Source organism: Streptomyces sp. NPDC102259, from assembly GCF_044766465.1.
In the GTDB taxonomy this organism is placed as follows: Bacteria; Actinomycetota; Actinomycetes; order Streptomycetales; family Streptomycetaceae; genus Streptomyces.
Window position 1 is genome coordinate 232757 of record NZ_JBIWMA010000005.1, and the last position, 23824, is coordinate 256580.

Annotated in this window: 22 protein-coding genes; 7 read left to right on the plus strand and 15 right to left on the minus strand. The window is 72.1% G+C overall.

What is annotated here, in order from left to right:
- Positions 1–2: 2 nt before the first annotated feature.
- The 3 genes from ACIRPU_RS15255 to ACIRPU_RS15265 are packed head-to-tail and all read right to left on the minus strand — an operon-like array spanning position 3 to position 3593.
- Positions 3–794, minus strand: a complete 792-nt coding sequence (locus ACIRPU_RS15255) for a 3-oxoacyl-ACP reductase (protein WP_355706549.1) — start codon at positions 792–794, stop codon at positions 3–5.
- Positions 791–2176, minus strand: a complete 1386-nt coding sequence (locus ACIRPU_RS15260) for an aldehyde dehydrogenase family protein (RefSeq protein WP_355706550.1) — start codon at positions 2174–2176, stop codon at positions 791–793. The genes ACIRPU_RS15255 and ACIRPU_RS15260 overlap by 4 nt, the downstream gene beginning before the upstream one ends.
- A gap of 46 nt (positions 2177–2222) precedes the next feature.
- The gene (locus ACIRPU_RS15265) at positions 2223–3593 is read right to left on the minus strand and encodes a glutamine synthetase family protein (RefSeq protein WP_403866723.1); all 1371 of its coding nucleotides are present in this window, start codon (positions 3591–3593) and stop codon (positions 2223–2225) included.
- A 104-nt stretch (positions 3594–3697) separates the two neighbouring features.
- Between ACIRPU_RS15265 and ACIRPU_RS15270 the strand changes: the two genes are divergently transcribed.
- On the plus strand, positions 3698–4432 hold the full coding sequence (locus ACIRPU_RS15270; protein ID WP_403866726.1) for a FadR/GntR family transcriptional regulator: 735 nt from the start codon (positions 3698–3700) through the stop codon (positions 4430–4432).
- Between the two features lie 40 nt (positions 4433–4472).
- Positions 4473–5198 (plus strand): gamma-glutamyl-gamma-aminobutyrate hydrolase family protein, encoded by a 726-nt coding sequence (locus tag ACIRPU_RS15275; RefSeq protein WP_403866728.1) that lies wholly within the window; start codon positions 4473–4475, stop codon positions 5196–5198.
- 92 nt (positions 5199–5290) lie between these two features.
- Here ACIRPU_RS15275 and ACIRPU_RS15280 read toward each other — a convergent pair whose 3' ends face one another.
- On the minus strand, positions 5291–6220 hold the full coding sequence (locus tag ACIRPU_RS15280; RefSeq protein ID WP_403866731.1) for a LysR family transcriptional regulator: 930 nt from the start codon (positions 6218–6220) through the stop codon (positions 5291–5293).
- A 70-nt stretch (positions 6221–6290) separates the two neighbouring features.
- On the opposite strand from ACIRPU_RS15280, the gene ACIRPU_RS15285 reads away from it, so the two are divergent.
- Entirely contained in the window at positions 6291–7457 is a 1167-nt protein-coding gene (locus ACIRPU_RS15285; RefSeq protein WP_403866734.1) for a TDT family transporter, read from the plus strand.
- Here ACIRPU_RS15285 and ACIRPU_RS15290 read toward each other — a convergent pair.
- From ACIRPU_RS15290 to ACIRPU_RS15305, 4 genes are all read right to left on the minus strand, one after another.
- The gene (locus ACIRPU_RS15290; protein WP_403866737.1) at positions 7369–8088 is read right to left on the minus strand and encodes a helical backbone metal receptor; all 720 of its coding nucleotides are present in this window, start codon (positions 8086–8088) and stop codon (positions 7369–7371) included. The genes ACIRPU_RS15285 and ACIRPU_RS15290 overlap by 89 nt on opposite strands.
- The gene (locus ACIRPU_RS15295) at positions 8088–8672 is read right to left on the minus strand and encodes a helix-turn-helix domain-containing protein (RefSeq protein WP_403866740.1); all 585 of its coding nucleotides are present in this window, start codon (positions 8670–8672) and stop codon (positions 8088–8090) included. The genes ACIRPU_RS15290 and ACIRPU_RS15295 overlap by 1 nt, the downstream gene beginning before the upstream one ends.
- Positions 8673–9135: 463 nt before the next feature.
- Entirely contained in the window at positions 9136–10950 is a 1815-nt protein-coding gene (locus ACIRPU_RS15300) for an ABC transporter permease/substrate binding protein (protein WP_403866743.1), read from the minus strand.
- Complete coding sequence (locus ACIRPU_RS15305) at positions 10943–12028, minus strand: glycine betaine/L-proline ABC transporter ATP-binding protein (protein WP_403866746.1); 1086 nt, start codon at positions 12026–12028, stop codon at positions 10943–10945. Before ACIRPU_RS15305 ends, ACIRPU_RS15300 begins: the two co-directional genes overlap by 8 nt.
- Before the next feature lie 207 nt (positions 12029–12235).
- Here ACIRPU_RS15305 and ACIRPU_RS15310 point away from each other — a divergent pair, with 207 nt between their 5' ends.
- From ACIRPU_RS15310 to ACIRPU_RS15320, 3 genes are all read left to right on the plus strand, one after another.
- Complete coding sequence (locus ACIRPU_RS15310; protein ID WP_403867220.1) at positions 12236–13174, plus strand: 5'-3' exonuclease H3TH domain-containing protein; 939 nt, start codon at positions 12236–12238, stop codon at positions 13172–13174.
- Positions 13175–13337: 163 nt separating this feature from the next.
- A complete protein-coding gene (locus ACIRPU_RS15315; RefSeq protein WP_403866749.1) occupies positions 13338–14183 on the plus strand; it encodes a siderophore-interacting protein in 846 nt (281 codons plus the stop codon).
- A 773-nt stretch (positions 14184–14956) separates the two neighbouring features.
- The gene (locus ACIRPU_RS15320; RefSeq protein WP_403866752.1) at positions 14957–16513 is read left to right on the plus strand and encodes an amino acid permease; all 1557 of its coding nucleotides are present in this window, start codon (positions 14957–14959) and stop codon (positions 16511–16513) included.
- 112 nt (positions 16514–16625) lie between these two features.
- Here ACIRPU_RS15320 and ACIRPU_RS15325 read toward each other — a convergent pair whose 3' ends face one another.
- Positions 16626–17207 carry a GNAT family N-acetyltransferase gene (locus ACIRPU_RS15325; RefSeq protein WP_403866755.1) on the minus strand — a complete coding sequence of 194 codons (582 nt, stop codon included), beginning with the start codon at positions 17205–17207 and terminating at the stop codon, positions 16626–16628.
- Positions 17208–17273: 66 nt separating this feature from the next.
- Here ACIRPU_RS15325 and ACIRPU_RS15330 point away from each other — a divergent pair, with 66 nt between their 5' ends.
- Positions 17274–18245 carry an RluA family pseudouridine synthase gene (locus ACIRPU_RS15330; RefSeq protein ID WP_403866758.1) on the plus strand — a complete coding sequence of 324 codons (972 nt, stop codon included), beginning with the start codon at positions 17274–17276 and terminating at the stop codon, positions 18243–18245.
- Here ACIRPU_RS15330 and ACIRPU_RS15335 read toward each other — a convergent pair.
- The 6 genes from ACIRPU_RS15335 to ACIRPU_RS15360 form a co-directional block, all read right to left on the minus strand.
- The gene (locus ACIRPU_RS15335; protein WP_403866761.1) at positions 18239–19747 is read right to left on the minus strand and encodes a cytochrome P450; all 1509 of its coding nucleotides are present in this window, start codon (positions 19745–19747) and stop codon (positions 18239–18241) included. The two genes, ACIRPU_RS15330 and ACIRPU_RS15335, sit on opposite strands and share 7 nt — an antisense overlap.
- 92 nt (positions 19748–19839) lie before the next feature.
- Complete coding sequence (locus ACIRPU_RS15340) at positions 19840–20460, minus strand: ATP/GTP-binding protein (RefSeq protein ID WP_355706568.1); 621 nt, start codon at positions 20458–20460, stop codon at positions 19840–19842.
- Positions 20441–20872, minus strand: a complete 432-nt coding sequence (locus ACIRPU_RS15345; protein WP_403866764.1) for a DUF742 domain-containing protein — start codon at positions 20870–20872, stop codon at positions 20441–20443. The genes ACIRPU_RS15340 and ACIRPU_RS15345 overlap by 20 nt, the downstream gene beginning before the upstream one ends.
- Entirely contained in the window at positions 20869–21276 is a 408-nt protein-coding gene (locus ACIRPU_RS15350) for a roadblock/LC7 domain-containing protein (protein WP_355706570.1), read from the minus strand. Before ACIRPU_RS15350 ends, ACIRPU_RS15345 begins: the two co-directional genes overlap by 4 nt.
- Positions 21273–22901 (minus strand): sensor histidine kinase, encoded by a 1629-nt coding sequence (locus tag ACIRPU_RS15355; RefSeq protein WP_403866767.1) that lies wholly within the window; start codon positions 22899–22901, stop codon positions 21273–21275. Before ACIRPU_RS15355 ends, ACIRPU_RS15350 begins: the two co-directional genes overlap by 4 nt.
- 279 nt (positions 22902–23180) lie before the next feature.
- Positions 23181–23807: a TetR/AcrR family transcriptional regulator gene (locus ACIRPU_RS15360; protein WP_403866770.1), complete on the minus strand. Its 627-nt coding sequence runs from the start codon at positions 23805–23807 to the stop codon at positions 23181–23183.
- Between the last annotated feature and the right edge of the window lie 17 nt (positions 23808–23824).

The following is a 23824-nucleotide window of genomic DNA, read 5'->3' on the forward strand; positions in this document are numbered from 1 at the left end:
CCCTAGAGGGGCGTCACGTACGCCCCGGAGATCCCGCCGTCCACCAGGAAGTCGGAGGCGTTGACGAAGGAGGAGTCGTCGCTGGCCAGGAAGGCGACGGCGGCGGCGATCTCCTCCGCCTCGGCGAACCGGCCGACGGGGATGTGCACCAGTCGGCGGGCGGCCCGCTCCGGGTCCGTGGCGAACAGCTCCTGGAGCAACGGGGTGTTGACCGGCCCCGGGCAGAGGGCGTTCACGCGGATGCCCTCCCGCGCGAACTGCACCCCCAGCTCACGGGACATGGCGAGGACGCCGCCCTTGGACGCCGTGTACGAGATCTGCGAGGTGGCGGCGCCCATCCGGGCCACGAAGGACGCCGTGTTGATGATGGAGCCCCTGCCCTGGCGTCGCATGTAGGGGATCGCGGCCTTGCAGCACAGGTAGACGGAGGTCAGGTTGACCTCCTGGACGCGCTTCCAGGCCTCCAGACCGGTCTCCAGGATGGAGTCGTCGTCGGGCGGTGAGATGCCGGCGTTGTTGAAGGCGATGTCGACGCTGCCGTAGGTGTCGTACGCGGTCCTGAACAGCGCCTCGACCTGCTCGGGGTCGGTGACGTCGACCTTCACGAAGGTGCCGCCGACCTCCTCGGCGGCGGCCTTGCCGCGGGTCTCGTCGATGTCGCCGCAGACGACGTGCGCTCCCTCGGAGGCGAGCCGGCGGGCGGTGGCGAGGCCGATGCCGCTGCCGGCTCCGGTGATGACTGCGGTGCGGCCGACCAGACGGCGGCAGATGATCTCGTCAGGCGATGCGGTCACTGTGCGGGGCCCTCCGTGCTGATGAAGACGTTCTTGGTTTCGGTGAAGGCTGCCAGGGCGTCCGGACCCAGTTCGCGGCCGACGCCGGACTGCTTGTAGCCGCCGAAGGGGGTCCAGTAGCGGACGCTGGAGTGGGAGTTGACGGACAGGTTGCCGGCGCGGACGGCCTGGGAGACGCGCAGCGCCCGACCGACGTCCCTGGTCCAGATGGAGCCGGAGAGGCCGTAGGGGGTGTCGTCGGCGAGCCGGATGGCGTCGGCCTCGTCGGTGAAGGGGAGCAGCACGGCGACGGGGCCGAAGATCTCCTCGCGGGCGGCGGGCGCGTCGGGCGCGACGCCGGTGAGGACGGTCGGCGGGAACCAGAAGCCGGGCCCCTCGGGCGCGGCGCCGCGCAGCGCCTCGGCGTCGTCCGGCACGAACGACCGTACGCGGTCCACCTGTTGCCGGGAGATCAGCGGGCCCATCCGGGTCTTCTCGTCGGCCGGGTCGCCGACCGTCACGGCGGCCAGTTCCCGCGCCAGGTGGTCGGCCACCTCGTCGTAGACCGATTCCTGGACGAGGACGCGGGTGCGGGCGCAGCAGTCCTGGCCGGAGTTGTCGAGGAAGGAGAACGGGTCGACCGCGGCCTTCAGGTCGGCGTCCGCGAAGACGATGTTGGGGCTTTTGCCGCCGAGTTCCAGGGTGACGGGCTTGACCTGGCGGGCGCAGCGTTCCATGACCTCGCGGCCGGTGCGGGTGGAGCCCGTGAACACGATCTTCGCCACGCCCGGGTGGTCGACGAGCGCGCGGCCGGCGACGGCTCCGTGGCCGGGCAGCACCTGGAAGAGGTGCTCCGGCAGGCCTGCCTCCAGGGCCAGTTCGGCCAGGCGCAGGGCGGTGAGCGGGGTGGTCTCGGCGGGCTTGAGGACAACGGCGTTGCCTGCCGCGAGGGCCGGGAAGGAGCCCCAGGCGGCGATGGGCATCGGGAAGTTCCAGGGGGCGATCACCCCGACCACGCCGAGCGGCTCCTGGAAGGTGATGTTCCAGCCGCCGGGTACGGGGATCTGGCGGCCCAGGAGCCGTTCGACCCCGCCGGCCGCGTACAGGAGCAGGTCGCGGGCGTTGCCGGCCTCCCAGCGGGCGTTCCCCAGGAGGTGGCCGGCCTCGCGGACCTCGAGGAGCGCCAGTTCCTCGACGTGTGCGTCCACGACGTCGGCGAAGCGGCGCAGCAGCCGGGCCCGGTCGGCCGGGGCGGCGGCCGCCCAGGCCCGCTGGGCGGCGCTCGCGCGGGCGACCGCCCGGTCCACGTCGGCCGCGTCCGCGGCCGGGACGGTGGCGACGACCTCCTCGGTGGCCGGGTTGAGGACGATCAGTTCGGGCGGGTGCGGGTGCGGGTCGGACACGGAAGGGCCTTTCACGGGCGGGTGCGGCACGGACGGGCGGGACGGGTCACAGGCGTTCGAAGGAGCGGCGCAGCTCCCAGTCGGTGACCGCCGCGTCGAAGGCCTCCAGCTCGACGCGTGCCATGTTGCGGTAGTGCGCGACGACCTCCTCGCCGAAGGCGGCCAGCGCGATCGGGCTGTTCGCCCAGAGCTCGGCGGCCTCGCGGAGGGTGGTCGGGACGTGTGCGTACTCGGCGGTGTAGGCGTTGCCGGGACAGGCCTCGGGCAGCTCCAGCTTCTGTTCGATGCCGTACAGCCCGGCCGCGACCAGGCCCGCGACCGCGAGGTGAGGGTTGACGTCGCCGCCGGGCAGCCGGTTCTCGAAGCGCATCGAGCGGCCGTGGCCGACGACGCGCAGGGAGCAGGTGCGGTTGTCGTGTCCCCAGGCGACGGCGGTCGGGGCGAAGGAGCCCGGCTGGAACCGCTTGTAGGAGTTGATGTTGGGGGCGTAGAGGAGGGAGAAGTCGCGCAGGGCGGCGAGCTGTCCGGCGAGGAAGTGCCGCATGACGTCGGACATCCCGCCGGGGTCCTCGGAGGTGCCGGCCATGACGTTGGCGCCGTCGGCGTCGGTGAGCGAGAGGTGGATGTGGCAGGAGTTGCCCTCGCGCTCGTTGTACTTGGCCATGAAGGTCAGCGAGACGCCCTCCTGGGCGGCGATCTCCTTGGCGCCGGTCTTGTAGATCGCGTGCTGGTCGCAGGTGACCAAGGCCTCGTCGTAGCGGAAGACGATCTCGTGCTGGCCGGGGTTGCACTCGCCCTTCGCGGACTCGACGGTGAGCCCGGCGGCGGCCATCTCGTTGCGGATGCGGCGCAGCAGCGGCTCGACCCGGCCGGTGCCGAGCACCGAGTAGTCGACGTTGTACTGGTTGACCGGGGTGAGTCCGCGGTAGTTCGCGTCCCAGGCGGCCTCGTAGCTGTCCTTGAAGACGATGAACTCCAGCTCGGTGCCGACCTGGGCGGTGAAGCCGTGCTCGGCGAGGCGCTCCAGCTGACGGCGCAGGATCTGGCGCGGCGCGGCGACGACGGGCGAGCCGTCGTTCCAGGCCAGGTCGGCGATGAGCAGGGCGGTCCCGGCGTTCCAGGGCACCCGGCGCAGGGTCGACAGGTCGGGGCGCATGGCGAAGTCGCCGTATCCGCGGTCCCAGGAGGACATGGCGTACCCGTCGACGGTGTTCATCTCCGTGTCGACGGCGAGGAGGTAGTTGCAGCCCTCGGTGCCGTGCTGGAGGACCTCGTCGAGGAAGAATCCGGCGGCGAACCGCTTGCCCTGGAGACGCCCTTGCATGTCGGGGAAGGCCAGGACGACAGTGTCGATCTCACCGCTCGCGACGTGAGCGTGCAGCTCTTCGACACTGAGCGGGGGTGTGCGGTCTGCCACGGGAGGGCCTCCTTCGGCTTCCCCGGCTCCTTCGTCTTCTTCGGGCGGGCCGGGAGCCATAAGGTATTGCGGAGAACCATTGCTTGGGAAGGGGGCACGGCCAGATGTCGGTGGACGCTGACGGCGGACCGGACGACCGGCTGACGCCGGTACTGCGGCCGGTGCGGGCCGGGAACGGCTTCGAGGAGGCGCTGGAGCAGATTCTCCAGGTGGTACGGCTGGGTCTGGTGCCGGGGGGCGAACGGCTGCCGGCCGAGCGGGACCTGGCGGAACGGCTCGGGATCAGCCGGGTGACGCTGCGCGAGGTGCTGAAGGTCCTCCAGGACCAGGGGCTGGTCGAGTCCCGCCGGGGCCGCTACGGCGGAACGTTTGTGCTGCCGCGTACGGACGCCGGCGGCGAGGACGAGCTGCGGCGGCGGATCGCGGAGGTCGACGTCGAGGACGTGCTGCGCTTCCGGGAGGTGCTCGAGGTGGGCGCGGCGGGCCTGTGCGCGGCACACGGCCTGGACGACGAGCAGGCGGGCCGGTTGCGCGAGGCGCTGGCCCGCACGGCGGACGCGCCGCTGGCCGACTACCGCCGCCTGGACACGATGCTCCATCTCACCCTGGCCGAGTTGAGCGGCTCGCCCTCGCTGACCGGGCGGTACGCGGCGGTCCGGGCCACGGTGAACGACCTGCTCGACTGCATCCCGCTCCTCGTGCGCAACCTGGAGCACTCACAGCGGCAGCACATGGCGCTGGTCGAGGCGGTGCTGGACGGGGACGCGGACGGGGCGCGGGAGATGATGCGGGAGCACTGCGCGGGGACGGCGGCGCTGCTCAGGGGCTTCCTGACATGAAATGGTATGACTACGATCCATTGCGGGAGCGGGAGGACACATGGCGAACGGCGCACGGCCGCTGATCGGCGTCAGCACGTATCTGGAGTCCGCGGCGCGCTGGGGCGTGTGGGCGCTGGACGCCGCGCTGCTGCCCGTCGGGTACCCGCGGCTGGTGCAGCGGGCCGGCGGTCTGGCCGCGATGCTCCCGCCGGACGCTCCCGAGCACGCGGCGGCGACCGTGGCCCGCCTCGACGGCCTGGTGATAGCGGGCGGCCCCGACGTCGAACCGGCCCGCTACGGCGCCGAGCCCGACCCCCGCACCGGGCCGCCGGCGCGGGAGCGGGACGCCTGGGAGCTGGCCCTGATCGAGGCGGCGCTGGCGGCGGACCTCCCGCTGCTGGGCATCTGCCGGGGCATGCAGCTGCTGAACGTCGCGCTCGGCGGCACCCTGACCCAGCACATCGACGGACACGCCGAGGTCGTCGGCGCCTTCGGCCGGCACCCGGTCAAGCCGGTCCCCGGCACCCGGTACGCCGCGGCCGTCGACGAGGAGACCTCCGTACCGGCCTACCACCACCAGGCCGTGGACCGTCTCGGCACGGGCCTGATCCCGTCGGCGTACGCGACGGACGGCACCGTGGAGGCGGTCGAACTGCCGTCGGCGGCCTGGGTGCTGGGCGTCCAGTGGCACCCGGAGATGGACGAGGACGTACGCGTCGTGCGAGCCCTGGTGACGGCGGCGCAATCCAGCCCGTCCGGGGGCACCCCCTCTGGGGGAGTTTGAGGACAAGGCCCGTTCAGGGCCGAAAGGGGGTCTGGGGGCGCAGCCCCCAGGGACGGGAAGGGTAAGGGCGGCGAGGGCGCGGGCGAGAGACGCTACCCCCGCGTCAACGACAACAGCTCCCGCGCCGGCCCGGCAGGGCGATGCCCGGTCGGCCACACGGCCCGCAGATCACGCGCCAGCACGACCCCCTCGACCGGCACCTTCACCAGCCGCCGCGACCCCAGCTCCTCACCGACCGCCAGTTCGCTCAGCACCGCAGGACCCGCCCCGCTGACCGCCGCCGCCTTGACCGCGGTCGTCGAGGAGAGCTCGATCAGCGGCCGGGCCAGACCGCCCAGCGCCGTGTCGAGCACCTGACGGGTCCCCGAACCCTTCTCCCGCAGGATGAGCGGCGTCGAGGCCAGCTCGGCCGCGGGCAGCGGCCGCCGCCGGCGGGCCCACGGGTGGGCGGGCGCGACCACGACGATCAGGTGGTCGTGGGCTATCACGGCGGAGTCCAGGCCGGGCGGCACCGTGAGGCCCTCCACGAAACCGAGGTCCGCCTCCCCGGAGAGCAGCCGCTCGGCGACGGCCGCCGAGTTGCCCGCGAGCAGCGACACCGCCGTGTCCGGCCGCCCGGCGCGCAGCGCGAGCAGCCAGCCGGGCAGCAGGTACTCGGCGATCGTCATGCTCGCCGCCACCCGCAGCCGCGAGTCACGCCGGACCCGCAGCGCCTGCGCCCCCGCGTCGAAGGCCCGTGCCGCCTCGACGACCCGCCCCGCCCAGTCCGTCACCAGCGCGCCGGCGTCCGTGAGCCGGGAGCCGCGCGGCGAGCGGTCCACCAGGGCCACCCCCAACTGGCGTTCCATGGAACGGACCCGGCTGCTCGCGGCCGGCTGGGTGATGCCCAGCTCCCGCGCGGCCGCGCCCAGACTGCCCAGCCGTGCCACCGCCAGCAGCAGTTCCAGCGCGCCCAGGTCCGGGACGCGGTGCGCGATCGAACCCGACGCGGTGTCCGCGGGCTGTTCCTCGACACTCCCCATAAACCCAGCTTATGCCCCCATAGAGTCGTCCTCCCTGGTCGCGGGCGGGCGACCGGGCGACCGTGGAGGCATGGTCACCGCCGCCCAGCCCCTGTACGCCCTCCCCCGTGCGCGCGCCGGCGCCGTCCGTCACCTCGGACCGAACTGGTACGCCACGGTCATGGGGACCGCGATCCTCGCCACGGCGGGAGCCTCGCTCCCCGTCCGTCCGCCGGGGCTGCGGCCGCTCCTCACCGCCTGCTGGGCCCTCTCCCTCGTCCTCCTGTCGGTCCTGCTCGGCACCCGCGCCCTGCACTGGCGCCACCACCGCGACCAGGCCCGCGCCCATCTGCTGGATCCGGCCACGGCGCCGTTCTACGGCTGCCTGGCGATGGCGCTGCTCGCCGTCGGGGGCGGCGCCCTCACCGTCGGCCGGGACTGGATCGGCATCCGGGCCGCGGTCGCCCTCGACGCCGTGCTGTTCACCGTCGGGACGGCCGTGGCTCTCACGGCCGCCGTCGCCGTCCCCTACCTGATGGCCGTCCGTCATCGGGTACGGGCTTCCCAGGCCACGCCCGTGTGGCTGCTGCCGCTCGTCGCGCCCATGGTGTCCGCCGCGCTCGGGCCGCCGCTGGTGCCGTATCTGCCGGCCGGGCAGCCGCGGCAGACGCTGCTCCTGGCGTGCTTCGCGCTGTTCGGACTGAGCCTGCTCGCCACGCTCGTCATGCTGCCGGTGGTGTTCGCCCGGCTGGTGACCGGCGGGCCGCTGCCCCTCGTCCTCACCCCGACCCTGTTCCTCGTCCTGGGCCCGCTCGGGCAGTCCACGACCGCCGTCGGAAAGTTCGCGGAGGTCGCTCCCGGGGTCCTGCCCGGCCCGGACAGCCGCGGTCTCGCCGTGCTCGCCGTGCTGTACGGGGTGCCCGTCATGGGGTTCGCCCTGTTCTGGCTGTGCCTGGCCTGCGCGCACGCGGTGCGGGCCCGCCGGCACGGGATGGGTTTCGCGATGACCTGGTGGGCGTTCACGTTCCCGGTCGGCACCTGTGTGACCGGGGCCGCCGCGCTGGCCCGGCACACCGGGCTGGCCGCCTACGACGTGCTCGCCTGCGCGCTGTACGTCCTCCTCGTCGCCGCGTGGACCGTCGCCGCCACGCACACCGTCCGCGGGCTGCTCAGGGGTGAGCTGCTCGCAGCGCCTCGCCCAGCACCTTCGGCGCCTCGGCGAGCGACGGGCCGTACCACGTCAGGTGCCGTCCGCTGAGCAGCGCGCAGGGCAGCCCGGGGAAGGCCTCCGGGCCGTCGTCGGCGGTGAAGCGGTAGGGCTCGTCCGGCAGCACGACCAGGTCCGGTGCGGCGGCGAGCAGTTCCTCGACCGGGATCCGCGGATAGCGTTCGGCGTGTCCGGCGTACAGCTGGTCGACGCCCAGGCGGGCCAGCACGTCCCCGGCGAAGGTGTCTCGGCCCAGCACCATCCACGGACGGCGCCAGATCGGTACGACGGCCGTCCGGCGGCGGCTGGACGGCAGCGGCGCCGCCCACGCCTCCTCCGCCTCGTCGAGCCACCGCGGTCGCGCGGACGCCCCGCACGCCCGGAGCACCCGCGCCAGCTCGCCGAAGGCCTGCGGGACGTCCCGGACCTCGGTCACCAGGACCTCGAGGCCCGCCGCGCGCAGAGCGGCCAGGTCCGGTTCCCGGTTCTCCTCCTCGTTGGCGATCACCAGGTCGGGGGCGAGGGCGACGATCCGGTCGACCCGGGGGTTCTTGGTGCCGCCGATCCGGGCGACGTCGAGATCCGCAGGGTGGCTGCACCAGTCGGTGGCCCCGACCAGGGCGCCGGGCACGGAGGAGGCCACCGCCTCCGTGAGCGACGGCACCAGCGAGACGATCCGCACTACCGCTTCCGGCCCCGGTCCCGGTCGCGTACCGCCTCGATGTGCTCCGCCACGGCGACGACCACCACCCGGGTGTCCGGCACGGTCGCCCGCCAGCGGTGGCGGACCCCGCCGGTGAGGTACAGGGTGTCGCCGCGGCCGAGGCGGTAGGCGCGGCCCTCCGCCTCGATCTCCACGGCGCCGTCGGCCACGTACATCAACTGGTCGTTGCGGTACTGGAATTCACGGCCCGCGTCATGGTCGCCGGTGAACTCCGAGGCGTGCATCTGGTGATGACCTCGCACCAGGGAACGGGAGAGCGGCTCCGGACCCGGACCGGGCTCGGTCACCTCGGCGCGCACGACGTCCACGCTGCACGCGGGGTCGGCGGCGGCGAGGAGCTCGACGGCCGTGGTGCGCAGGGCGTCGGCGACCTTCTCCAGGGAGCTGGTGCTGGGCCGCGCGCGCTCGTTCTCGATCTGGCTGAGGAACGGGACCGACAGGCCGCTGCGCTCGGCCACGACGGCGAGGGTGAGCTCGAGGGACCGGCGTCGACGCCGCACGGCCGCGCCCACCCGCAGGGGTTGTTCTTTGTGGTCGCCCATCGCTCCGGCTCCCTCCTTAGCTCGTCGCTGCCGTGACGTCCTCCACGCCCTTCGAGGAGTTGTCTGCACCCTACGCATGTTCGGCAAACCGTTTCATGCGCCCGTCACATCGAGGACACCTGGTGCAACCACCGACCTCACAGTTCGCGCCAGCCGATCGGACCCCGGACGCGCCCGGCACGGGCCCGCTCTCCGCTTGTCCGGTTCAATGCGCGAACGGCCGCGCATGTTCCCGCTCGTCCCCGGCTTCACGGAACTCCGGTTCGGGCATGGGCATAGCTCTCCGTACTTGGCCGGATCCTTGCTGTGGCAGGGCGGCACGCGGACCGGGCCGGACGTGCGCCGTGACGGGTCGGAGGCAGGGTGAACGGCCGGGGACGACACGAGGGGCGGGCCCCGACGCGGGCCCGGAAGGCCGTACGTCGGTGCCCGCCCCTCGTCGGGCGGTCACGGTGCTGTCAGGTCACCGGGCCGCCCGGCTTTCCTGCCCCGAATCGGCGACCGGTACCCACTTCTCGACCAGTCCTGGATTCTCCTTCAGCCAGGAGCGGACGGCGTCCTGCTCCTTGCCCTTGCCGGCCTCCTGGATCCGCGCCTCCAGACCGGTGAGCTGGGCCTCGGTCATCCTGAAGTCCTTCAGCCACTTGCCGACCTCGGGGTTGTCGGCGGCGAAGCCCTTGCGGGCGACGGTGTGCACGCCGTCTCCCTTGCCCCAGGCGCCCTTGGGATCCTCGAGCTTCTTCAGGTCGTAGTCGCTGTACGCCCAGTGCGGCGACCAGAGGGTGACGACGATCGGCTTCTTGGCGGCGTACGCGCGCTTGAGTTCGGCCAGCATCGCCGGGGTGGAGCCGTCGACGACGCTGTAGGAGCCGTCGAGGCCGTACTGCTTCAGGACCTTGTCCTTGAGCAGGCCCATCATCCCGGCGCTGGGCTCGATGCCGGTGATCTCGCCGTCGAACTCGGCGGCGTGGCTCTTCAGGTCCGCCAGGGAGCCGACGTCCTTCACGTACGAGGGGACGGCGAGCTCCAGGGAGGTGGGGCCGTACCAGGAGCCGAGATCGTCGAGCTGCCCGCCGTACTTCTTCCAGTACTCGTCGTGGGTGGTGGGCAGCCAGGCGTCGGTCTGGAAGTCGATCTGCCCGGTGGCGACGCCGGTGTAGAGGGGGCCGGCGGCGTACTGGGTGGTGGTGACGTCGAACCCGCGTTCCTCCAGGAGTTCCTTCCAGAGGTAGGTGGAGGCGATGCCCTCGTCCCACGGGATGTAGCCGATCTTGACCTCGTCGCCCTTGCCGATGTCCGAGGCGGAGGCCTCGGCGGTACCGGAGGAGGAGCCGAAGACGTTCATGCCGCCGGCGACCAGGGCGAGCACGACCACGCCGACCACGGCCACGGCCGGACGCGGACGGTACGTCCACACCGTGCCGCGGGCCTTGGCGGCGGCGCGACGGCCGAGCGGCGAGATCCGGGTGCCGAGGGCGCCGGTCATCCGGTCCAGGTAGATGGCGAGGACCACGATGCCGAGGCCCGCCTCGAAGCCGAGGCCGATGTCGAGCTGGCCGATGGCCTCGTTGACGGCGCCGCCGAGGCCGCCGGTGCCGACCATGCCGGCGATGACGACCATCGACAGGCCCAGCATGATGACCTGGTTGATGCCCGCCATGATCGTCGGCAGGGCGAGCGGCAACTGCACGCGCAGCAGGGTGTCTCGGGGCGTCGTGCCGAACGCCTCGGCGGCCTCGACGAGTTCGGCGTCGACCTGGCGGATGCCGAGCTCGGTCATCCGGACACCCGGGGCGAGCGCGAAGATCAGGGTGGCGATGACGCCCGCGGGGACGCCCATGCCGAAGAACAGGATGGCCGGGATCAGCAGGACCATCGACGGCATCGTCTGGAGCAGGTCCAGCACGGGCCGCAGGGTGGCGCTGACGGCCTTGGAACGGGCGGCCCAGATGCCCAGCGGGAGGGAGACCACCAGGGCGATCACCGTGGCCACCAGCACCAGGGAGAGCGTCGACATCGCCTCGTCCCACAGGGCGAGGGAATCGATGAGGGCGAACCCGGCGAAGGCCAGGACGCCCGCGACGAGGCCGCGCAGCCACCAGGCGAGCACCGCGAGGATGCCCGCGAGGAGGAGCGGTTCCGGGGCGGTGAGGACGGTGTCGAGGCCGTCGTACATGCCTTCGACGACCGTCTTGATCGCGTCGAAGAGCCAGGACATGTGGGTGACGAGCCAGTCGACGCCGGAGTCGACCCAGTCGCCGAGGTGGAGCCTAGGCACGGGCCATCACCTTCTTCCCGCCGTCGCGCGGACCGTCGCAGGCCCTCGCCTGACCCTGTTCGTCGCCGAGGAAGCGGACGAGGCGCTGTCCCGACACGACGCCGACGAGTTCCCGTTTCCCGTCGAGGACGGCGACCGGATGGGTCAGGCGGGCGCTGAGCGCGCACAGCGCGGTGAACGGGGTGTCGGGGGTGGCGGTCTCGCAGCCGCAGTCGGCCTCGTCGCCGCGCACGACGGTGTCCATGACGGCGGAGGCGGTGAGCACGCGCGAGCGGTCGACGTCCTGGATGAAGGAGGCCACGTAGTCGTTCGCGGGGCGGATCAGGATGTCCTCCGCCGTGCCCGTCTGCACGATGCGGCCGTCGCGCATGACGGCGATCCGGTCGCCCAGGCGCATGGCCTCGTTGAGGTCGTGGGTGATGAAGACGATGGTCTTCTTCAGGGTCTGCTGGAGGGTGAGGAGCTGATCCTGCATGTCGCGGCGGATCAGCGGGTCCAGCGCGCTGAAGGACTCGTCCATCAGGAGCAGGTCGGCGTCGGTGGCGAGGGCGCGGGCCAGGCCGACGCGCTGCTGCATGCCGCCGGACAGCTCGTCCGGCCAGGACCTCTCCCAGCCGGCCAGACCGCAGAGCCGCAGGGCCTCGACGGCGCGCTCCTCGCGTTCGCGGCGGGGGACGCCCTGGACGGCGAGGCCGTAGGCGGCGTTGTCGAGGACGCTGCGGTGCGGGAAGAGCGCGAAGTGCTGGAAGACCATGCTGATCTTCTTCGCCCGGACCTCGCGCAGTCCGCGGTCGGCGAGGGCGGTGAGGTCCTGGCCGTCGAAGAGGACGCGCCCGGCGGTCGGCTCCAGCAGCCCGTTGAGCATCCGCAGCAGGGTGGACTTGCCCGAACCGGACAGCCCCATGACGACGAAGATCTCGCCCGGTTCCACCGTGAAGGAGGCGTCGATGACGGCGGCCGTGGTGCCGTCGGCACGCAGTTCCTCCCGGTCGGCTCCCTCCCGGAGCCGCTCGACTGCCTGCTGCGGTCGTCTGCCGAACACCTTGTGCAGATGTTCGGCCTCAAGCCTGGAGGACACGCGTACCTCTCGTCGGGGACAGGAATAGGAGCATTCGGCAACAGCAAACAGTTGAAAGTGCAACCGGTCATTGCTCCGAGGCCGCCCCTGCCCTGGTCCGATGGGGGCAAACGTACGAGTGGTTCAGTTCACAGCAGGTTTCACAAGAGGTTCACTCGTGCCACGGGAGTGAATACGCGCCGGTCGCCAGGGCACGCGTGCGGCATGATGCGAGGCGTGACCGGACGACTGATGCTCCTCGACACCGCCTCGCTCTACTTCCGCGCCTACTTCGGCGTCCCGGACTCCGTGAAGGCGCCGGACGGCACCCCGGTGAACGCCGTGCGCGGGCTGCTGGAATTCATCGACCGACTGGTGAAGGACCACCGGCCGGACGAGCTGGTCGCCTGCATGGACGCCGACTGGCGCCCCCAGTGGCGGGTCGACCTGATCCCCTCCTACAAGGCGCACCGCGTCGCCGAGGAACGCGAGACGGGCCCGGACGAGGAGGAGGTGCCGGACACGCTCTCACCGCAGGTGCCGATCATCGAGGCGGTCCTGGACGCGGTCGGCATCGCGCGGGTGGGCGTCGCCGGCTACGAGGCGGACGACGTGATCGGCACGTTCACCGGGCGGGCGAAGGGCCCGGTCGACATCGTCACCGGCGACCGCGACCTCTACCAGCTGGTGGACGACGCACGCGGAGTGCGCGTGCTGTACCCGCTGAAGGGCGTCGGCACGCTCCAGCTCACGGACGAGGCGTGGCTGCGCGAGAAGTACGGCGTCGACGGGAGCGGGTACGCGGATCTGGCGCTGCTGCGCGGCGACCCGAGCGACGGCCTGCCGGGCGTGCCGGGCATCGGGGAGAAGACCGCGGCCAAGTTGCTGGCCGAGTTCGGCGACCTGGCCGGGATCGTGGCGGCGGTCGACGACCCGTTCGCGAAGCTGACCCCGACGCAGCGCAGACGGCTGGACGAGTCGCGGCCCTACCTCGCCGTCGCGCCGAAGGTCGTCAAGGTCGCCGACGACGTGCCGCTGCCGGACGTGGACACCGCGCTGCCGCACGCGCCGCGGGACGGAGCGACACTGGAGGCACTGGCGCGGCGCTGGGGACTCGGCGGGTCGCTCCAGCGGCTGTTGACGACACTGGGCGCACCGACTGCGTGATCATTGCTCTCGCGTCGGGGGAATGACACGGGCGCCGGCCGGGAGTCATCCTCTGCATGAGATCCGGGTGAGAGGTCGGTCAACCTCTCGCAACGGGGGAGCATCACCTGGGGGACAGGTGCTAACTTAGGTTAACCTAACCATACCCACATGGGAGGCCGTCATGGCAGAACGTCCGGCACGGAAGCCGCGGAAGCCCCATTCCGCGCAGGTCGTCCGCACCGAACGGCTCACCCCCCACATGCAGCGCGTCGTGCTCGGCGGCGAGGGCCTGGCCGACTTCACGGCAGGCAGCTGCACGGACCACTACGTCAAGCTGCTCTTCGGCCCCGAGGGCGTGACCTACCCGGAGCCCTTCGACCTGGAACGCATCCGCGCCGAGTTCCCGCGCGAGCAGTGGCCCGTGACCCGCACGTACACCGTGCGCAACTGGGACGCCGAACTGCGCGAGCTGACCCTGGACTTCGTGGTCCACGGCGACGAGGGCCTGGCCGGGCCGTGGGCGGCGCGCGTCCAGCCGGGCGAGACCGTCCGCTTCATGGGCCCCGGCGGCGCCTACGCGCCCGACCCGGCCGCCGACTGGCATCTGCTGGCCGGCGACGAGAGCGCCCTGCCCGCCATCGCGGCCGCCCTGGAGTCGCTGCCCGCCGGCAGCCTCGCCCACGCCTTCATCGAGGTGACCGGCCCCGAGGAGGAGCAGAAGATCGACTCCGCCGTGGCGGTCGTCTGGCTGCACCGCGGCGACCGGCCGGTCGGCGAGCTGCTCGTCGAGGCCGTACGGGCGCTGGAGTTCCCCGAGGGCCGCGTGCACGCCTTCGTGCACGGCGAGGCCGCCTGCGTGAAGGAGCTGCGCAAACTCCTGCGCGTCGAGCTCCAGATCTCCCGCGAGGATCTGTCGATCTCCGGCTACTGGCGGCTCGGCCACAACGAGGACGGCTGGCAGGCCTCGAAGCGGGACTGGAACGCGCGCGTCGAGGCGGAGCAGGAAGGCGCGGCGCCGGCCGCGTGACCTGGCGGCGTGACCTGGCGGAAGCGGCCCGCACTCGTGGCGCGGCCGCCCCTGCGACCCCGTGAGGGCCCCCGCGACTCCGTGGGGCCGCACCGGACCGCCGCTGGTACGACCGGAACGTCCTGATCGACAGCCACACGGCCGCCGTCGCGAGCGCACCGCGCCCCACTCGGGGTCGACGGACAGGGCCGAACGGCCTGCGACCATCGCCCGGTCCAGCGCACTGGGGCCGACCATGAGCCCTCGCCGTCGGCGCTCTCGCTCCCGTCGGCGCTCTCGCTCCCGCCATCGCTCTCCTCACCGACGGCCCTCGTGCACCGAGGATCCAAGGTGCCCGTGACGTGCAGCGGCGGGAGCTGGTCGGCGGGAGGGATCTCCGTCCCCTCACATGCCCCCAGGGCCGAGATGATCGCCTTCAGGGTCCGGGACTTGCACCGTGCCACACAGGGTCAGGCAGCTCGCCGAAGAGGATGCGTGCGAGACCTGGGCGCACCGCCTCCACCCCCTCGGCGCCCCCTTCGCCGGTGACCCTCCGGGCGGCGCCCGGAGTCATGGCGATCGAGGGGGATGACGCTGCCGCCACCCACGGCTGCCCTTGGCGCCCACTCAGGGAATCCACGACGCGATGTAACGCGATCGGATGAGGCGCGCGAGGACGTGAGGACTTGGGCCCGCCCCGGACACGGCGGCGTGACGCGCACGAAACAGCGCGTCCCTAATTTCTGTCGCCCGACAGGAATTACGTTCCCTCTGGGCCCAAGGCAGGTTCCGCCGTGACGACAACAGCCCCTTCCGACGTACGCCCCGACCCGCCGCACTCCCCCGACCCGGGCGACGGCTCACTCGCCGAGTTCGGCTACCGCCAGGAACTGCACCGCAGCCTGGGCCGGTACGCCTCGTTCGCCGCCGGGTTCTCCTTCATCTCCGTCCTGACGACCGTCTTCCAGTTCTTCGCCTTCGGTTACGCCTTCGGCGGCCCGGTCTTCTTCTGGGCCTGGCCGGCCGTGCTGATCGGTCAGTTGCTGGTCGCCGCGTGCTTCGCGGAGCTGGCGGCGCGCTACCCGATCTCGGGCGCGATCTACCAGTGGTCGTCGCGACTGTCGACGCCCTCGTTCGGCTGGTTCGCCGGCTGGATCATGGTGATCGGGCAGATCGTCGTGGTCGCCGCGGCGGCGCTGGCGCTCCAGATGGTGCTGCCGGCGATCTGGTCCGGCTTCCAGCTGATCGGCAGCGACCCGGCGCCCATCTCGCCCGACGGCGCGGCGAACGCGGCGCTGCTCGGTGTGCTCCTGCTGGTGCTGACCACGTTCGTGAACGTCGTCGACAACCGTGTGATGTCCGTGATCAACCGGGTCGGCGTGACCGCGGAGATCATCGGCGCGGTGCTCATCGTCGTACTGCTGCTCACCCACTCCGAGCGCACCCCGACCATCACGTTCCACACCACAGGGGCCGCGCAGAACGGTCTGTTCGGGGCGCTGCTCGTCGGCTCGTTCACGGCCGCGTACGTGATGATCGGATTCGACAGCGCGGGCGAGATGAGCGAGGAGACGCACAACCCCCGCCGTACGGCGCCCCGTACGATCCTCACCGCGCTCGGCGCGGCCGGTCTGCTCGGCGGGCTGATCGTGCTGGGCGGGCTGCTGGCCGCCCCCAGCCTCACCGACGGACGCCTGGGGGTCGACGGCCTCAGCTACGTCCTCACCAGCAGCCTCGGCGACGGGGTCGGCAAGGTGCTGCTGGCGGACGTGGTGGTCGCCATCGCGGTGGCGACGCTCGCCATCCAGACGGCGGCCTGCCGGATGCTGTTCTCCATGGCCCGCGACGGACAGCTGCCGTTCTCCGGCCGCCTCGCGCGCGTGCACCCCCGCACCGGCATGCCGAGCGCCCCGGCGCTGGTGGTCGGCGTCCTCGCGGCGGCCCTGCTGCTGCTCGACTTCGCCTCACCGGACGCCTTCCTGGCCATCGGCACGACCTGCATCGTGATGCTGTATCTGGCGTACGCGATGGTCACCGGCCCGCTGCTGGTGCGCCGGCTGCGCGGGGAGTTCTCCTCGGCCGGCACGGACGAGACGGGCGCCCGCCTGTTCTCCCTGGGCCGCTGGGGCGTCCCGGTGAACGCCCTCGCGCTCCTGTACGGCCTGCTGATGACGGTCAACCTGGCCTGGCCGCGCGCGGCGGTGTACGACCCGGCGGGCGGCCACTGGTACTTCCAGTGGTTCACCGTGCTGTTCCTCGGCGCGACGCTCACCCTCGGCGTGGCCTTCCGGGCCTACCGCAGGCGGACACCGGCACCGGCCACGGCCGCACCGGAGACGGCAACCGCGTAGTCCCTGGCGGGCGCGTCGGGAGACCCCGGCGTGCCCGACCTGCCCGGAGCGTCCGACGCGCCTGGCCTGCCCGGCGCGGCCGCCCGGGGCCCGCCGACGGGGCGGGCCCCGCTCAGTCGCCCTGCACGCGCGCGTGCAGGTGCATGTCGTGCCAGCCGTCCTGGTGGAGGGCGGCGCTGCGCCTGGTGCCCTCCAGGAGGAAGCCGGCCTTGCCGGCGACCCGGCAGGAGGCCTCGTTGGCGGTGGCGTGCATCAGCTCCAGGCGGTGGAAGCCGATCTCGTCGAAGGCCCAGCGGTTGAGGGCGGTCGTGGCCCGGGGTGCGACTCCCCGGCCACGGGCCGATCTCGTCGTCCAGTAGGCGACCTCGGCCACGCCCTCGGCGAGCAGGATGCCGCGCAGGGCCACCCGCCCGAGCAGTTCACCGGTGTCCGCGTCGACGACGGCCCACTGGGCGTTCCGCTCCTGCGCCCAGCTCCCGCGCCACTCCTCGATCCAGCCGGCGACCTCCTCCTCGGAGTCGGCGGCCCTGATGTGCCACTGGTGCATGGCCGGGTCCTGGAAGGCGGCGTACACGGCGGGGGCGTCCTCGGCCCGCCACGGGCGCAGGAGCAGTCCGTCGCCGCTGCGGAGCACGGGCTGTGGGGTCCCCGAGAGGGTTCCGGCGGGCAGGACGACGTCGGCAGTGAAGGGCATGAGCCGCATCCTGCCAACGGACCACGGGCCGACCAACGGGTTTTCCGGCCCGTAGGCTTGACCCCGATGAGACGCCGTACGCCGCCCCCGCCCTCCCCGCTGCCGCAACGCGACGGGATCGACCCGGTGCGGGTGCGGTTGCCCGGCGAGGGCGCCTGGGCCACCGTGCGGGAGCACCTGGTGGAGCGACTGGGCGCGGCGCGCGCCGGGATCGTGGACGGGATGCTGGAGGCCGGGCTCGTCGTCGGCGCCGACGGGCGGGCGGTGGCGCCGGACGCGGCCTACGTACCGGGGATGTTCGTCTGGTACCACCGCGAGCTGCCGCCCGAGGTGCCCGTGCCGTTCCCGCTGGAGATCGTGCACCGCGACGAGCACATCGTCGTCGTCGACAAGCCGCACTTCATGGCCACCACCCCGCGCGGCAGCCATGTCACCGAGAGCGCGCTGGCCCGGCTGCGACGGGAGCTGGGCCTTCCCGCGCTCGGCGCCGCGCACCGGCTCGACCGGCTCACCGCCGGGCTCGTGCTGTTCACCGTGTGCCCCGAGGAGCGCGGCGCGTACCAGTCGCTGTTCCGCGACCGCAGGGTGCGCAAGGTGTACGAGGCGGTCGCGCCGTACCACCCGGATCTCGCCCTGCCCCGGACCGTGCGCAGCCGGATCGTCAAGGAGCGCGGGGTCCTGGCCGCCTACGAGGTGGCGGGCGAACCGAACGCCGTGAGCCGTGTCGAGCTCGTCGAGCACGGTGCGCGGGGACTCGGCCGGTACCGGCTGCTGCCCGCCACCGGGCAGACCCATCAGCTGCGCGTCCATATGAACACGCTCGGCGTGCCCATCCTCGGCGATCCGCTCTACCCCGAGGTGGCCGCCGCCGTGCCGGCCGGCGACTTCCGGCGTCCGCTTCAACTGCTGGCGCGGGAGCTGGAGTTCACCGATCCGGTCACGGGGACGGAGCACCGGCTGCGGAGCGGCCGAGTGCTCGAGGCCTGGACGTCGTACGACGGCTGGGCCGCCGCTCCGTCGACGGGCGCCGGTCAGTAGCCGCGCCACCAGGACAGGAAGCGCCGCCAGGCGTTGGGCCTGCGGACCGGCCCCGTCGACTGCGGGACGGCCGGCGCGGCGTGCGGCGCCGGACGCGGCGCGGGCGCCGGAGCGGCCACCGGTTCGGGGGCGGGCGCCGGCGCGGGCCGCGGTGCCGAGCTCACCGGCCGCGTGAGGCGCTGCGGCGGAATCGGGGCGTGGCTCGGCTTGTGCTTGACGTCCTGCTGGTCCTTCGGCTCGAACCGGACCGGCAGCTCCACCAGGTGCCGCGACGCGATCGACGTCGTCCACCGCAACTCGTCCTCGGCACAGTCGAGTTGCACGTCCGGCAGCCGCATCAGCAGCGCGTCGACGCCGACGTCGGCGATGGCGCGGCCGATGTCCTGGCCGGGGCATTCGTGCGGGCCGCTGCCGAAGGCGAGGTGGGAGCGGTTGCCCTGCATATGGGCGGAGAGGTCGGGGCGCACCCGGGGGTCCACGTTGCCGGGGGCGGGCGCGAAGAAGAGACCGTCGCCCCGGCGGATGCGCTGGCCGCCCAGCTCCGTGTCCTGCTTGGCGAAGTAGCCGAAGATCGTGCTGAACGGGGGCTCGTCCCACAGGGACTGCTCGACCGCCTCCGCCACCGTCATCTGGCCGCCGTTGAGCTGGGCGAGGAAACGCGGGTCGGTGAGGACCATGCGCAGCGCGTTGGAGAGCAGGTTGACGGTGGCCTCGTACGCGGCGAAGAGCACCAGGCGCAGATGCTCCCGGACCTCGTCGTCGGTGAGTCCGGCCGGGTGGGTGATGAGGTGGCTGGTGAAGTCGTCCTCGGGCTCGGCCCGGCGGCGGGTGGTGAGCCGGGCGAGCGCCTGCACGACGTACTCGTGGCTGGCGACCGCGGTCTCGCTGCCCTTGAGCGCGTCGCGGGCGGCGTGCACCATCTTGTCGTTGTACTCGTCGGGCATGCCGAGGACATGGCACATCACGGCCATCGGGAGGTGCTCGGCGAAGTCGCCGACCAGGTCGGCCCGGCCCTCCTCGCAGAAGCGGTTGACCAGGCGCTGGCTGGAGCGGTTGATGTAGCGGCGCACGCTGCGGTCTTCGATGGTCGCCATGGCGGCGGTGACCGCGCCCCGCAGCCGCTTGTGCTCGTCGCCCTCGGCGTGGGCGCAGATGGGCTGCCAGGCGATGTGCGGCATGAGCGGGTGGTCGGGCCTGACCTTGCCGTCCACCAGTTGCGACCAGGTGCGGCTGTCCTTGGTGAACTGCGAGGGCGTGCGCACCATGCGCAGGTTCTCGGCGTGCCCGAGGACCATCCACATCGGCAGGTCGTCGTGGAGCAGGACCGGGGCCACGGGGCCGTGTTCCTCGCGCAGCCGCTCGTAGAGTTCGTTCAGGTCCTGCGCGCCGGGGCCGTAGAGGCGGGCCAGTCCGCCGGGGCCCCGGCCGTGCGCGGGGCAGCCGGCCGGCGGGTCCAGGGCGAGGTCGTGCGGGCCGGTCGGGGTGTGGTGTTCGGGAGTCACAGGGGGTCGCTCCGAAACTGTGCTGAATCCGGTGTGTGGGGAGGTGTTGCCGTGCGGGTCGGATAAGGCTGGGGGTCGGATGAGGCTGGGAGTCAGATGAGGCTGCGGGTCAGGGCCAGGGAGTGCAGGAAACGCATGAGGGTCATCAGGACGTCACGGCTGGAGGCGCGGCGGCGGACGTCGCACTCCACGATCGGGATCTCGGGCGGCAGGTCGAGGGCCGCGCGCAGGTCGTCCATGGGGTAACGGGGCCCGTCGGGGAAGGTGTTGACGGCGACGACGAAGGGCACGCCACCCTCCTCGAGCCGTCCCATGACCTCGAAGCTGACCTCGAGGCGACGGGTGTCGACCAGGACGACCGCGCCGAGCGCGCCCTCGAACAGCCCGTTCCACAGGAACCAGAAGCGTTCCTGGCCGGGCGTGCCGAAGAGGTAGAGCACGACCTGCTCGGTGATGCGGATCCGGCCGAAGTCCATGGCCACGGTGGTGGCGGTCTTGGTCTCGGAGCCGTAGTTGTCGTCGACCCCGATGCCCGCCTGGGTCATGGTCTCCTCGGTGGTCAGCGGCCTGATCTCGCTGACGGAGCCGACCATGGTCGTCTTGCCGACGCCGAAGCCGCCCACGATGACGATCTTCGCCGCGGCGGTGGTGGTGTGCGGCAGATGGTCCTCGGCCCGTGGGCCGGGAATCGTGTCAGAGCCGTTGAAGTCCATGCATCACCGCTTCGAGAAGGGAACGGTCGGGGAGCTGCTGCCGGACGATGGGGGCGCGCGCCTGTACGAGTTCGGCCGCCAGCATCTCGGTGAGCAGCACCGTCACCACGCTGAACGGCAGGCCGAGGTAGGCCGAGATCTCGGCCACCGACAGCGGGGCGGCGCACATCCGCAGCACCGCCGTCTGCTCCGGGGTGGCCGACGAGGGCGGTTCGGCGCGCGCCACGACTAACGTGACGAGGTCGACGGGTGCGCGCTCGCCGTCCGCGCCCGTGATGATGTACAGCCGCTCGGGGTTCTTGCCCTCCCCCTCGGCTCCCTCCTTCGAGTCCTTCGAGTCCTTCGGGAGGGGCGGGGGCGGCGGGGGCGGTGGTGGCAGGGGCTGTCGCCGGCGGCGTTGCGGAGGCGTCATACGCTCTGCCCGTTGCGGCGGGGCGGAGTGGTCAGATGGGCGCCGATGCGGACCACGAGGTCGCGCATCATGCCGCTCATCCGACTGGCCTCGCAGCGCACGTCGGCGAGGACGGCGAGGTAGGCGTTGGCGCCGGCCGACATCATGTAGAAGTAGCCGCCGCTCAGGTCGATGACGACCATGTCCATCTCGCCGGTGCTCGACTGGATCTCCTGGCCGACCGCGGCGGCCAGGCTCTGGAGGCCGGCGCAGGCGGCGGCGACCCGGTCGGCGGCGTCGGGGTCGCCGGCGTAGCGGGCGATGCGCAGTCCGTCGGCCGAGAGGACCACGATCATCTCGATGCCCGGAACCCCGTCGTAGAGCTCCTTGAGCAGCCAGTCGAAGTTTTGGCGCTGCTGGATCACGTGAGGTCCCCTTCATCGTCGGCCTCGGGCTTGGCCTTGTCTTCGAGCAGGTGCAGATATGCGGTGGGATTGCGGGTGAAGTCGGTGGGGTGCACGCCGGGCGGGGCCGCCTTGACCAGGCCTTCCCAGAAGGCCTCGAACGCCAGGCCGGGCTCCCGCTTCTTCTGGGGCTCCGGCTCGGGCTCCGGCCGGCGCTGTGCGAACGGGTCGGGCTTGCCCAGACGCTCGGCCTCCTGAGCGGCGTACGCCTCGGCGTAGCGCTGGGTGATCGGGATCGTGGTCTTGCTGCGGCGCTGCGGCAGGCCCTGATCGGTCCACTCGGTGACCTCGGGCACCTCGTCGTCGGTCAGGGAGACTCCGGCCGGGATACGCGCGTTGGTGGGGCGGCGCTTCTTGGGCGGGCGCTTGGGGCCCTCGCCGATCTGGCTCAGGTCGATCTGGGGTACGGCGGTGGCGCCGATGCCGTGCGCGAAGCCGGGCGCGGGATCGGAGGTCTGCATCTCGCTCGGCACGATGAGGACGGCCCTGACGCCGCCGTAGGCCGAGGTGCGCAGGGACACCTCGAGGTTGAACGACGTGCACAGACGGCCGACGACGGCGAGGCCCAGGCGCGGGGTGCCGCCGACGTCCTGGATGTCGACGCCCGCCTTGGCCTGCTCCAGCATGCGTTCGGCCTTGGCGCGGGCCTCCTCGCTGAGGCTGACGCCGGCGTCCTCGATCTCGATGGCGATGCCGGTCTGCACCTCGACGGCGTTGACGTGCACCTTGCTCTGCGGGGGCGAGTAGCGGGTGGCGTTGTCGAGGAGTTCCGCGAGCGCGTGGAGGAGCGGCTCGACGGAGAGGCCGCGGATGTTCACCTTGGCGATGGAGTCCAGCTGGATGCGCCGGTACTCCAGGATCCGCGACATGGCACCGCGCAGCACGCTGTACAGCGGGACCGGCTGGGGCCAGTTGCGGCCGGGCCGGCCGCCGCCGAGCACACCGATGGAGTCGGCGAGGCGGCCGATCAGCGACGTGCCGTGGTCGATGCGCAGCAGGTCGTCGAAGACCTCGGGGTTGCGGCCGTGGTCCTCCTCCATCTCCCGCAGTTCCGCGGACTGTTGGTGGACGATGGCCTGCATCCGGCGGGCGATGCTGACGAAGGAGCGCTGGGCCGAGTCGCGCAGGGACTCCTCGTGGTCGACGATGTCGAGGATCTTCCTGATCACGGCGCGCTGCGCGTCGTCGAGGTCGCGGAAGTCGGGATCACTCTCGCTGAAGTCGCGCATCACCTCCCTGGGGGAGTTTCCGGCCCGCAGCCACTCCACGGCGTTGGGCACGAACTCCTGGGCGAGGCGGCGGTTCTCCTCCATGTGGCCGGCCACCCGCTGTTCCAGGTACGCGACGCGCTGGTCCCGCTCCGCGCGCAGCTCCCGCAGGTGCCGCCCACGGCGCACCGACTCGGCTCCCGCCGCGATCACCAGGAGGGTGGCGACGGTTCCGCAGACGCCGACGGCGAGCCGGGCCTGCGCCGCCACCAGGGCGACGGCGGCTCCGGTCGCCGCGGCCATCAGTATCGCCGGCAGCAACAGCACGCGCGCGTAGGGAAGTTCTCGGCGACCGGGTGGGGACTGAACACTCACCATGTGGGCACCCTCTGTAGGGATCTGTCGGCATCTTCGGGAAGTTTGGGAACAAGCGCACGAATACGCCTCAACTCGGTGCGCCGCGGGCGAGCTTAGTCCGACCGGATCATCGCCGTGTCATATTCCGCAACCGCCTGAAACCGCTTCCGTACGTGGAGTAACCTCAGGTCATTTGCACGCTTGGCATTCGATCGAACACGTTGCGTAATGACGTACGGGTGTGCGAAACAGTTCACCGGGACGGATGAGACGAGCGCCCGTGAGGGGTTCGGGCGGTGGTCAGTTCCCCGCGATACGCAGCGCCGCGTCGGCGGTGGCGCGGGCGAACTCCGATACCGAGCGGTCGGGATCCGAGCGGTGTACGAGGATGACGCCCTCGATGAGACCGAAGACCAGGTCGGTGCGCAGATCCAGCGCGCTCTTCGCGAGCGCCCCGCCGGCGGCCGTGGCGGCGATCAACTGGCGGTAGCCGTCCTTGAGTTCGGCGCGCACGGCGTGGAAACCGGCGAACCGCTCGGTGCGCACCTCGGGCAGCAGGTAGAGGCCGCCGAGGTTGTGCGAGCCGCCGCACAGCAGCTCGACGTCGGTGCGGCACAGCTCCCACAGCCGGTCCTCAGCCGTACGCGCGTCGTCGGCGAGCAGCTCACGGGCGTACGTCAGCGAGGGCGTGACCGTCGACTCCAGCAGCGCGGCGAGCAGCTCCTCCTTGCCGGAGACGTAGTGGTACATGGACGCCTGTCGCATTCCCGCGCGTTCGGCGACGGCCCGGGTGGTGGTGGCGGCGTAGCCGCGCGTGGTGAACAACTCCGCTGCGGCCACGAGCAGTTCGGCGCGCGGCTCGAGCCCACTGTCCGGGCGCTGCGCGGCCCGTGGGCGGCCCACTCGACGTCCGCTGCTCGTCCCCATGCGTTCGATCCTCGCAC

Coding starts and splice junctions, on each gene's coding strand:
- ACIRPU_RS15270 (WP_403866726.1), top strand. CDS start 3,698: ATGTCGGTGGACGCTGACGGCGGACCGGACGACCGGCTGACGCCGGTA.
- ACIRPU_RS15275 (WP_403866728.1), top strand. CDS start 4,473: ATGGCGAACGGCGCACGGCCGCTGATCGGCGTCAGCACGTATCTGGAG.
- ACIRPU_RS15280 (WP_403866731.1), bottom strand. CDS start 6,220: ATGGGGAGTGTCGAGGAACAGCCCGCGGACACCGCGTCGGGTTCGATC.
- ACIRPU_RS15285 (WP_403866734.1), top strand. CDS start 6,291: ATGGTCACCGCCGCCCAGCCCCTGTACGCCCTCCCCCGTGCGCGCGCC.
- ACIRPU_RS15295 (WP_403866740.1), bottom strand. CDS start 8,672: ATGGGCGACCACAAAGAACAACCCCTGCGGGTGGGCGCGGCCGTGCGG.
- ACIRPU_RS15310 (WP_403867220.1), top strand. CDS start 12,236: ATGCGAGGCGTGACCGGACGACTGATGCTCCTCGACACCGCCTCGCTC.
- ACIRPU_RS15315 (WP_403866749.1), top strand. CDS start 13,338: ATGGCAGAACGTCCGGCACGGAAGCCGCGGAAGCCCCATTCCGCGCAG.
- ACIRPU_RS15325 (WP_403866755.1), bottom strand. CDS start 17,207: ATGCCCTTCACTGCCGACGTCGTCCTGCCCGCCGGAACCCTCTCGGGG.
- ACIRPU_RS15330 (WP_403866758.1), top strand. CDS start 17,274: ATGAGACGCCGTACGCCGCCCCCGCCCTCCCCGCTGCCGCAACGCGAC.
- ACIRPU_RS15340 (WP_355706568.1), bottom strand. CDS start 20,460: ATGGACTTCAACGGCTCTGACACGATTCCCGGCCCACGGGCCGAGGAC.
- ACIRPU_RS15345 (WP_403866764.1), bottom strand. CDS start 20,872: ATGACGCCTCCGCAACGCCGCCGGCGACAGCCCCTGCCACCACCGCCC.
- ACIRPU_RS15355 (WP_403866767.1), bottom strand. CDS start 22,901: ATGGTGAGTGTTCAGTCCCCACCCGGTCGCCGAGAACTTCCCTACGCG.
- ACIRPU_RS15360 (WP_403866770.1), bottom strand. CDS start 23,807: ATGGGGACGAGCAGCGGACGTCGAGTGGGCCGCCCACGGGCCGCGCAG.